This window comes from Salegentibacter sp. (assembly GCF_041642575.1).
Lineage (GTDB): Bacteria > Bacteroidota > Bacteroidia > Flavobacteriales > Flavobacteriaceae > Salegentibacter.
The window spans coordinates 25,794-35,105 of sequence record NZ_JBEPWD010000008.1 but is presented as its reverse complement, the minus strand read 5'-3'; the positions used below and the strand labels follow the sequence as shown (position 1 = coordinate 35,105).

General features: G+C 39.5%; 12 protein-coding genes. 3 read left to right on the top strand and 9 right to left on the bottom strand.

Annotated elements, in window-relative coordinates:
• From ACESK1_RS03065 to ACESK1_RS03055, 3 genes are all read left to right on the top strand, one after another.
• On the top strand, positions 1–621 hold a 621-nt coding region (locus ACESK1_RS03065; RefSeq protein ID WP_372917803.1), incomplete at its 5' end, for a sulfatase/phosphatase domain-containing protein.
• A 242-nt stretch (positions 622–863) separates the two neighbouring features.
• Positions 864–1,043 (top strand): hypothetical protein, encoded by a 180-nt coding sequence (locus ACESK1_RS03060; protein WP_372917801.1) that lies wholly within the window; start codon positions 864–866, stop codon positions 1,041–1,043.
• Between the two features lie 79 nt (positions 1,044–1,122).
• Positions 1,123–1,362, top strand: coding sequence for a hypothetical protein (locus ACESK1_RS03055; protein ID WP_372917799.1), 240 nt, complete (start codon positions 1,123–1,125; stop codon positions 1,360–1,362).
• Positions 1,363–1,523: 161 nt separating this feature from the next.
• On the opposite strand, the gene ACESK1_RS03050 is transcribed toward ACESK1_RS03055, so the two are convergent.
• From ACESK1_RS03050 to ACESK1_RS03010, 9 genes are all read right to left on the bottom strand, one after another.
• Positions 1,524–2,501 (bottom strand): polyprenyl synthetase family protein, encoded by a 978-nt coding sequence (locus ACESK1_RS03050; RefSeq protein WP_372917797.1) that lies wholly within the window; start codon positions 2,499–2,501, stop codon positions 1,524–1,526.
• 58 nt (positions 2,502–2,559) lie between these two features.
• Positions 2,560–3,603, bottom strand: coding sequence for a 23S rRNA (adenine(2503)-C(2))-methyltransferase RlmN (gene rlmN, locus ACESK1_RS03045; protein ID WP_372917795.1), 1,044 nt, complete (start codon positions 3,601–3,603; stop codon positions 2,560–2,562).
• A 121-nt stretch (positions 3,604–3,724) separates the two neighbouring features.
• Positions 3,725–4,780: a tRNA preQ1(34) S-adenosylmethionine ribosyltransferase-isomerase QueA gene (gene queA / locus ACESK1_RS03040; RefSeq protein ID WP_372917793.1), complete on the bottom strand. Its 1,056-nt coding sequence runs from the start codon at positions 4,778–4,780 to the stop codon at positions 3,725–3,727.
• 84 nt (positions 4,781–4,864) lie between these two features.
• On the bottom strand, positions 4,865–6,088 hold the full coding sequence (aroA, locus tag ACESK1_RS03035) for a 3-phosphoshikimate 1-carboxyvinyltransferase (protein ID WP_372917791.1): 1,224 nt from the start codon (positions 6,086–6,088) through the stop codon (positions 4,865–4,867).
• A 13-nt stretch (positions 6,089–6,101) separates the two neighbouring features.
• A complete protein-coding gene (locus ACESK1_RS03030; protein ID WP_372917789.1) occupies positions 6,102–6,368 on the bottom strand; it encodes a hypothetical protein in 267 nt (88 codons plus the stop codon).
• Complete coding sequence (locus ACESK1_RS03025; protein WP_372917787.1) at positions 6,368–6,694, bottom strand: nucleotide pyrophosphohydrolase; 327 nt, start codon at positions 6,692–6,694, stop codon at positions 6,368–6,370. Before ACESK1_RS03025 ends, ACESK1_RS03030 begins: the two co-directional genes overlap by 1 nt.
• 18 nt (positions 6,695–6,712) lie before the next feature.
• On the bottom strand, positions 6,713–7,165 hold the full coding sequence (dtd, locus tag ACESK1_RS03020) for a D-aminoacyl-tRNA deacylase (protein WP_372917785.1): 453 nt from the start codon (positions 7,163–7,165) through the stop codon (positions 6,713–6,715).
• On the bottom strand, positions 7,162–8,112 hold the full coding sequence (rsgA, locus tag ACESK1_RS03015; protein ID WP_372917783.1) for a ribosome small subunit-dependent GTPase A: 951 nt from the start codon (positions 8,110–8,112) through the stop codon (positions 7,162–7,164). Before rsgA ends, dtd begins: the two co-directional genes overlap by 4 nt.
• 111 nt (positions 8,113–8,223) lie before the next feature.
• Positions 8,224–9,306 carry a chorismate mutase gene (locus ACESK1_RS03010; RefSeq protein WP_372917781.1) on the bottom strand — a complete coding sequence of 361 codons (1,083 nt, stop codon included), beginning with the start codon at positions 9,304–9,306 and terminating at the stop codon, positions 8,224–8,226.
• Between the last annotated feature and the right edge of the window lie 6 nt (positions 9,307–9,312).

Genomic DNA, 9,312 nt, shown 5'->3' with positions numbered 1-9,312 from the left:
ACCGATCAGGGATTCTATTTAGGCGAAAAAGGTTTTTTCGACAAAAGGTTTATGTACGAAGAATCCCTTGCCATGCCAATGCTCATGCAATTTCCAAAGGAAATTAAAGCCGGCACCGAGATCAATGCGCTTACTCAAAATCTTGATTTTGCTCCTACCTTCCTGGATTTTGCCGGCGCAGAAATACCAGAAGAAATGCAGGGAAGATCTCTTAGACCTTTGGTAAATCAAACCAGCAGCGATGAGGACTTCCGAAATGTAATTTATTATCACTACTATGATTTTCCCGCATTCCATATGGTGAAAAGACATTATGGAGTTCGAACCGAACGTTATAAACTTATGCATTTCTATGATGATATAGATTTCTGGGAAATGTACGACCTACAAAAAGATCCTCTCGAGGAGAACAATATATACAAGCATCCTGATTATGTGGATATTCGGGAGGAAATGCATGCGAAGCTGGATAGCCTCCAGGAAAAATATGAGGTAACCGAAGCAGAATTTGAACAAACTCCTGAGGAAAGGGTAAAACAAGCATACAGGAATTTTGCAAAATTAGCAGGAGAAAATCCTGAAACCTATCCGGATAAAAAATCTTCAGATATTGATAAATAAATCATGAGGAATTTCGACCGAAGATATACCCTCAAAGCATATAAAAAATTATTTTTATTCTGTAAATATCAAATCCCAGGCTAACAGAAAAGTGCATCAGCAGCCGTACCTAAACGCAATTGGAGATATTTGAGTGAAAAGATTTCATTGGTAAATTAAAAATTAGTTTAAATTTGCTTCTTCAACTAATTAAACATTATCTAAAAATGAAAAAATTATTCTTATTATTTGCTGTTGCAACTATGTCCCTTTCAATCTATTCTTGTAGAGAAACTACTGAAGAGAAAACTGAAGACGCTATGGAATCTGCAGGTGAAGATGCAGAAGATGCTACTGAAGAGGCCGCTTACGAAACTGAAGAAACTGCTGACGAAGTAGAGCAAGAAATAGAAGAAGAAATGAACGAAGACGATAACATGTAATATCGTACTTTAAAGTATTTCCAAAGCTGCTTTCTTAACCGAAAGTGGCTTTTTTTTATTAATCCTAATTTTAAAACAAATGAAAAAGATAATTTTATTTTTAGTGTCAATTTTAGCACTTTCACTTAATGCCTGTAGAGAAACTACCCAGGATAAAACCCAGGAAGCAATTGAAGCTATTGGTGAAGACGCTGAAGACAATGCTAGAAAAGCCGGAGAAAAGATAGAGGAAGGTGCCGAAAAAGTTAGAAAGGAAATCGATGAAGAAATTCACGAAACCGATGATATTAACGGTGAAGCGACAGAAGACGATTTTTAAGCTTACCTGATTCAAAAAGCAAAAACTGCGTAATATTGAAATTATGCGGTTTTTTAATTTTCATTCAATTCTATGGATTAAGGAATAACTTCCATCCTTAACATTGCCAAAACTATATTATTATAGTTTACTCTTCTTTTAGGAAAGGCCGGGGTGAGGACTTATTTTTTTCGTTCAATAACATAATTCACCATTAATTCCAGCGAATCTTTATAAGTCGAATCAGGATAATCTTCCAGAATACGTAATGCCTCGCGTTGGAACTCCATCATTTTGTTTTCAGCGTAATCAAGTCCGCCTTTGGCTTTCACAAATTCAATAACTTCTTTCACCCGCTTTTTATCCTTGTTGTGATTTTTCACCGAATTGATAAGCCAGGCCTTTTCCTTCTTGTCAGAATTATTTAAGGCATAAATTAAAGGAAGCGTCATTTTTTGCTCCTTGATGTCTATTCCGGTAGGTTTACCGATTTTATCATCACCATAATCAAAAAGGTCATCTTTGATCTGAAAGGCCATCCCTATAAGTTCTCCAAAACGTCGCATCTTGGCTATCTCATTGGATTCTGGTTTTACCGATGCTGCTCCCAGACTACAACAAGCAGCAATAAGCGTAGCGGTTTTCTGGCGGATAATATCATAATAAACCGCCTCGGTGATATCAAGTCGACGTGCTTTTTCTATCTGCAATAATTCCCCTTCACTCATCTCCCTAACTGCAACCGAAATGATCTTCAGCAGATCAAAATCATTATTATCTATAGATAAAAGCAATCCTTTGGAAAGTAGATAATCCCCTACCAAAACAGCGATCTTGTTCTTCCACAAGGCATTTATGCTGAAGAATCCGCGCCGACGGTTCGAGTCATCAACAACGTCATCGTGTACCAAGGTAGCGGTATGTATCAATTCTATAACCGAAGCGCCACGGTAAGTACGCTCGTTAACGCTTCCGTCTGAAACCATTTTGGCCACCAGAAAAACGAACATTGGCCGCATTTGCTTACCCTTACGGTTAACTATATAATGAGTAATGCGGTTAAGAAGAGCCACTTTAGAAGACATAGATTCGAAGAACTTTTTTTCAAAAAGTTCCATCTCTTTCTCTACCGGTAGTTTTATTTGGGAAATCACTTTCATTAAGCGACCAAAGATAATTATTTAAAGAGAATTTTAGGTCCTGACTTCGTTTTTCGCATCAAGCCGATTTATTTGCCAGTTGGCCGCAAGCAGCGTCGATATCTTTTCCACGGGAACGGCGCACCGTTACTGTGATATGGTTCTTTTCGAGCATTTGTTGATACATTTCAGTAGCCTGAGCAGAGGCTTGCTGGAAATTGCCGTCGTCAATAGGGTTGTATTCTATTAAATTCACCTTACAGGGAACATATTTACAAAACTTCACCAGGGCTTCAGCATCCTTTCGGGTATCGTTAATTCCTTTCCAGACGATATATTCATAGGTGATCCGGCTCCCGGTTTTTGAATACCAATATTCCAGGGCTTCCCGAAGATCGCCTAATGGAAAGGTTTCATTAAAAGGCATGATTTGAGTCCGTACCTCATCTATGGCAGAATGCAAAGAAACAGCAAGTTTTATCTTAGCCTCATCATCGGCCAGTTTCTTGATCATTTTAGGAACTCCCGAAGTTGAGATCGTGATACGCTTAGGCGACATGCCCAAACCTTCAGGAGAAGTGATCTTCTCTACCGCCTTCATCACATTATTATAATTCATGAGAGGCTCTCCCATTCCCATAAAAACAATATTACTTAAGGGACGATCAAAATAAAGTCTGCTTTCATTATCTATAGCCACAACCTGATCATAGATCTCGTCAGGATTGAGATTTCGCATTCTTTTCAATCTTGCAGTAGCGCAAAATTGGCAATCCAGGCTACACCCAACCTGAGAAGAAACACAGGCCGTGGTTCTGGAAGCTGTAGGAATCAATACCGATTCAACGGTTAATTGATCATGAAGCTTTACAGCGTTTTTAATGGTTCCGTCACTACTGCGTTGCATGCGGTCTACCCGAATATGGTTGATCACAAAATTTTCATTCAGCATTTCACGGGTTTCCTTGGAAATATTGGTCATCGCATCAAAGCTATGCGCTCCTTTATTCCAAAGCCATTCATAAACCTGACTTCCACGGAAGGATTTATCGCCTTCAGCAACAAAAAAGTCCTGCAGTTGCTTTTTGGTTAGGGCCCGTATGTCTTTCTTCTTATTTTTCACGCTGCAAAAGTATGAAGAATTAAAGGATTAATTTACTAATTGATTCTTAAGTGTTTAACACAGCTTAAAACAAAAAAAGCCACAAATTTAAATTTGCGGCTTTTAGTGGTGTTTTTGCCTACTAGATGATCAACATTGCATCTCCGTAAGTATAGAATCGATATTTCTCTTTAACTGCTTCTGCATAGGCTTTTTTCATGAAATCATGTCCCGCGAAGGCCGAAACCATCATAAGCAGGGTTGACTTGGGTGTATGAAAATTTGTGATCATACAGTTAGCAATACTGAAATCGTAGGGAGGGAATATAAATTTATTAGTCCAGCCTCCAAATTCATTTAAAGTTTGGTTTGAAGAAACCGCACTTTCCAGAACACGCATAACGGTAGTACCTACGGCACATACCCTACGGTTCTCAAGTTTTGCTTTATTGATAGTATCCGTGGCCTTTTTATTGATAAAAGCTTCCTCACTATCCATTTTATGTTTGCTTAGATCCTCTACCTCAACCGGGCTAAAAGTTCCCAAACCAACGTGAAGGGTAACTTCAGCAAAATCAACTCCTTTAATTTCCAGGCGCTTTAAAAGATGCTTGGAAAAATGAAGTCCGGCAGTTGGAGCCGCAACAGCACCTTCCTCCTTGGCGTAAATAGTTTGGTAACGCTCCTGATCTTCAGGTTGCACCTCTCTTTTTATATATTTGGGAAGCGGAGTCTCACCTAGTTCCTGAAGTTTCTTTCTGAAATCTTCATACGAACCATCGTATAAAAACCTCAGGGTTCTTCCGCGGGAAGTAGTATTATCAATAACCTCGGCTACCAGACTCTCGTCTTCCCCGAAATAAAGCTTATTCCCTATTCTTATTTTTCTCGCAGGATCTACTAACACATCCCAAAGCTTGGTTTCAGGATTTAATTCCCTAAGCAAAAAGACTTCAATTCTTGCACCTGTTTTTTCCTTGTTCCCGTAAAGACGGGCCGGAAAAACCTTGGTGTTATTGAGCACCATAACATCCTGAGGATCAAAATAATCAAGGATGTCTTTAAATTGTTTGTGTTCAATAGTTTGTTCCTTCCGGTTAAGAACCATTAACCTGGCTTCGTCCCTGTTCTCAGCAGGATACTCGGCCAAAAGTTCTGGCGGAAGTTCAAAATTGAAGTGTGAAAGTTTCATTCCCATAAGTGTGATTTTAAAAGCTGCAAATATACAATCTCAAAACAGGCGTTGTCAAGTAAATAGGTGTTTATTTCCCGGAAGCAGGGTTTAGGCCTCCTCAATGCTGAAACCTAAACGTTCCAGATCCTTCCAAAAATCCGGATAAGACTTTGAAACCACCATAGCATCCTCAATTTCAAAAGGTACTTTAAGAGCAAGTGGAGCAAAGGCCATGGCCATTCGGTGATCATTATAGGTAGCTACAGAAACATTTTCTTTAAAATCCTTCTGCGGAATTAACTCCAGGCAATCATCAGATATCTTAACATTGCTTCCAAACTTTTCCATTTCGGTTTTTAAAGCTAAGAGGCGGTCGGTTTCTTTTATCTTCAGGGTATGCAATCCTTTTAAAGTACAAGGCACGCCCAGGGCAAGACAGGTAACTGCGATTGTTTGAGCTATATCGGGCGAATCCCTAAGGTTTTCTGAAAGATGTCTCGGTTTTTTTTGAGAGGTTTTTTTTAGAATTATCGCATCAGCTTCATAACGGGTTTCCACTCCAAATTGCCGGTAGATTTCAGAAATACAGCAGTCGCCCTGCAAACTCTTTTCCCGGTAGGTGTTGAGTTTTATTTCTGCCGTTTCACTAATTGCGGCCAAACTATAGAAATAGGACGCTGAACTCCAATCTGATTCTACGGCAATGGTTTTGCCCTCCAGTTTTTCAGCGGGTTCGATTATTATTTTATTTTTGGTAAATTCTCCATTCACCCCGGTATTTTTCATCAGTGCAAGGCTCATATTGATATATGGCGCTGAAGTTACCTGGCCAACCAGATCTATTTGTAATCCGTTAGGCAAAGAAGGTGCAATAAGCATCAAAGCCGAAATGTACTGGCTGCTGATATTTGCCTGTACTTTAACTTCACTTTCGAGAAGGCGTTTCCCTTTTATCCGCAGGGGAGGATAACCTTCTTTCTTTTCATAAGTAATATCGGCTCCCAGAATCTTTAAGGCATCCACCAGTAATTTCACCGGACGCTCCTGCATGCGTTGGCTTCCGGTTAATACCACTTCTCTACCTTCTTTGCTCGCAAAATAAGCCGTTAGAAAACGCATAGCAGTGCCAGCGTGATGAATATCCACAAGCTCTTCGTCGGAAGATAAGGCCTTTTTCAGATATTGGGTATCGTCACTATTAGATAAATTCTCAACCTTTAGAGATGGATAGAGAGCCTGTAGAATAAGTAAGCGGTTGGATTCGCTTTTAGATCCGGTAATCTTCAGAGCTCCCGAAAGCTGCTTTTTTTCATTAAAAAGTTTGATCTTCATCTCCTTTTGATTTTTATTGATCCCGGGAATTTTCTTTTTCTTTCATTTTAAATTGCCCAAAAGCAATGATGAAACCGTAAGCTAAAGCTGCCATTAATTGCCCCAGGATAAATCTAAATAATTTCCCGTCTTCGGTACGCTCCCTTAAAAAAGTAGTGATTTCAAATCCACCATATTCAAACAACATACTCACAAAATTATAAATTATGAGAAAGGAAACTCCTAACAATATTACCGATTTCCAAAAGCTTTTTTGTGATACTATACTTTTAAAAGACATTACTGAAGTTTTTTATTGTTCTTATGACGGTTTTTATCCCTTTTGGTTTTAATATCCAGCTTTTTATCGAAGGCTTCCTGTAAATTTACCCCCGTTTGATTGGCAAGACAAAGCACCACAAACATCACATCGGCCAGTTCTTCTCCAAGGTCCTTATCCTTATCGCTTTCCTTTTCGCTTTGCTCCCCATATCGACGGGCAATTATTCGGGCTACTTCCCCCACCTCCTCGGTGAGTTGCGCCATATTGGTAAGCTCGTTGAAATAACGAACCCCATGTTCCTTTATCCAATCGTCTACCGCTGTTTGAGCGTTTTCTATATTCATGTTAATCGTTTTTATGATCTAATTCCGGTTTTTAGAATCCATTAAGATAGTTACCGGCCCATCATTAATTAGCTCTACTTTCATATCGGCACCAAACTCTCCTGTTCCCACCGGTTTTCCTAAGCTTTCTTCCAATGTTTTTATAAATTTCTCGTACAACGGAATAGCGACTTCAGGTTTCGCTGCCTGAATATAGCTGGGCCTGTTTCCTTTTTTGATACTTGCATGCAAGGTAAACTGACTTACAACAATTGCGTCGCCTCCTACATCAAGAAGAGAATCATTCATAACCCCTTCACTATCATTAAAAATACGCATCTTCACGATCTTATTGCATAGCCACTTGATATCTTCTTCAGTATCAGCATTTTCAATTCCGAGCAGGATCAGAAGACCATTTTTAATTACCGCATTAATTTCGCGATTTGTGCTTACCGAGGCTTTTGAAACCCGCTGGAGTACTACTCTCATTCTTTTTTATAGATATCGGTTCGGTAATTATCTTCGTCTCCCTGGAGAATCTGCAAATAACTTTTATACCTGCTCCAGGCTATTTTCCCTTCCTCTAATGCCTGTTTAACCGCACATTGTGGTTCCTCCAGGTGCAAACAATTATGAAATTTACAATCTTGTTTTATTTTGAAAAATTCAGGAAAATAATTGCCCAGCTCTTCCCGCTCAATATCCACCACCCCAAATCCTTTGATTCCAGGAGTATCAATTATTCTGGCGTCAAAACTAAGGTCAAACATTTCAGCAAAAGTAGTGGTATGCTGCCCTTGCTTATGCTGCCCGGAAATTTCTGAGGTCTTTAAGTTTAATCCGGGTTCCAGGGCATTTATTAAAGTTGATTTTCCGGTACCGCTATGTCCCGAGAACATGCTGGTTTTCCCGAGCATCATCTCCTTTACCTTCTCAACATTTTTCCCGCTTTTTGCTGAAATCCCAATGCATTCATAACCTATATCCCTGTACATCGCCGCCAGGTATTTTATCTCTGCAAGTTCGTCTTCGTTGTAAGTATCAACTTTATTGAAAAGCAAAACTGCCTTAATGCCGTAAGCTTCCGCAGTAATCAAAAACCGATCAATAAATGTGGTGAAAGTTGGCGGATTGTTTAAGGTTACCAGTAAAAAAACCTGATCTATATTGGCTGCAATTATATGCGTTTGCTTAGAAAGGTTAACCGATTTACGAATAATGTAATTTTCACGATTTTCGATTTTTTTAATTACTCCCTGCTCTGCGCCTTCCTTTTCTTCAATATCAAATTCCACTTTGTCACCAACAGCAACAGGGTTTGTGCTTTTTATTCCTTTTAAACGGAATTTTCCCTTGATGCGACAGTCGTAATGCTTACCATCCTCACCTTTTACCAGATACCAACTCCCGGTAGATTTATATACGGTTCCCTTCATTTATTGATCATGAAATTTAAACAGATTGTAATTAAAATTTCTAAACAGCCTTTTTGCTAAAATAGCAATTACGACTCGCTTTTAAACCAAAAATTACGGAAAACAAGAACCTTATGATTTCATGATTTTCTCCTGGTGATTGATAGATTCCTGGTGAACCGCTTTGAACAACCGCAGAATAAATTCTTCGCTCAAACCGTGTTGTTCCCCTTCAAGCACCATGTTGCCAAGGATTTCGTTCCACCTTTTGGTTTGTAAAACCGAAACATTTTGTGATTTTTTCACTTTTCCTATCTCGTCGGAAATTTTCATCCTTCGGGAAAGCAATTCGATTAATTGGTTATCTGCAACATCAATTTGTGCTCTCAGATTTCCTAGTTTTTTCTGAAACTCCTCGCTTTCTGAAATCTCTTTTCTGATCTTCAGATCTTTCATCATCTGAACAAGAGTTGCAGGAGTAATTTGTTGGGCGGCATCACTCCAGGCATCATCGGGAGAATGATGGGTTTCCACCATTAGCCCGTCGTAATTAAGATCTAAAGCGGTTTGACAAAGATCGAAAATTATATCCCTGCGCCCCGCGATATGTGAAGGATCCAGGATCAACGGAAGGTCCGGGAATTTATTCTGAAGCTCAATGGCAATTTGCCATTCAGGATTATTTCTATATTTGGTCTTTTCATATGCTGAAAATCCACGGTGAATTACCCCCAGATTTTTAATATCGGCAGTATGAAATCTTTCCACAGCCCCTAACCAAAGAGAAAGGTCCGGGTTCACGGGATTTTTCACCAAAACGGTTTTATCGGTTCCTTTAAGTGCATCAGCGATATCCTGTACAATAAATGGCGAAACCGTTGTTCTGGCACCAATCCAAAGAATATCAACATCGTTCTCCAGCGCAAGGTCCACATGGTGTGAATTCGCGACTTCGGTAGTAGTTAACATCCCTGTTTCTTCCTTTGCTTTTTTAAGCCATTTTAAACCAAGTGAGCCTACCCCTTCAAAGTTCCCCGGTCTGGTTCTTGGCTTCCAAATCCCCGCGCGTAAAACCGTGGCATCTGTGTCTTTTAACTGGTGAGCGATTTTTAAAACCTGTTCTTCAGTCTCTGCGCTGCACGGGCCGGCGATTACCAGTGGATGATCTAATCCGAAATCATCCAACCAGTTTCTTAGTTCTTTCTTGTTTTCCATAACTTA

Bases quoted from the DNA above. Each gene is read 5' to 3' on its own strand.
- ACESK1_RS03060 (WP_372917801.1), top strand. From the start codon at position 864: ATGTCCCTTTCAATCTATTCTTGTAGAGAAACTACTGAAGAGAAAACT.
- ACESK1_RS03055 (WP_372917799.1), top strand. From the start codon at position 1,123: ATGAAAAAGATAATTTTATTTTTAGTGTCAATTTTAGCACTTTCACTT.
- ACESK1_RS03050 (WP_372917797.1), bottom strand. From the start codon at position 2,501: ATGAAAGTGATTTCCCAAATAAAACTACCGGTAGAGAAAGAGATGGAA.
- queA (WP_372917793.1), bottom strand. From the start codon at position 4,780: ATGGGAATGAAACTTTCACACTTCAATTTTGAACTTCCGCCAGAACTT.
- aroA (WP_372917791.1), bottom strand. From the start codon at position 6,088: ATGAAGATCAAACTTTTTAATGAAAAAAAGCAGCTTTCGGGAGCTCTG.
- ACESK1_RS03030 (WP_372917789.1), bottom strand. From the start codon at position 6,368: ATGTCTTTTAAAAGTATAGTATCACAAAAAAGCTTTTGGAAATCGGTA.
- ACESK1_RS03025 (WP_372917787.1), bottom strand. From the start codon at position 6,694: ATGAATATAGAAAACGCTCAAACAGCGGTAGACGATTGGATAAAGGAA.
- dtd (WP_372917785.1), bottom strand. From the start codon at position 7,165: ATGAGAGTAGTACTCCAGCGGGTTTCAAAAGCCTCGGTAAGCACAAAT.
- rsgA (WP_372917783.1), bottom strand. From the start codon at position 8,112: ATGAAGGGAACCGTATATAAATCTACCGGGAGTTGGTATCTGGTAAAA.
- ACESK1_RS03010 (WP_372917781.1), bottom strand. From the start codon at position 9,306: ATGGAAAACAAGAAAGAACTAAGAAACTGGTTGGATGATTTCGGATTA.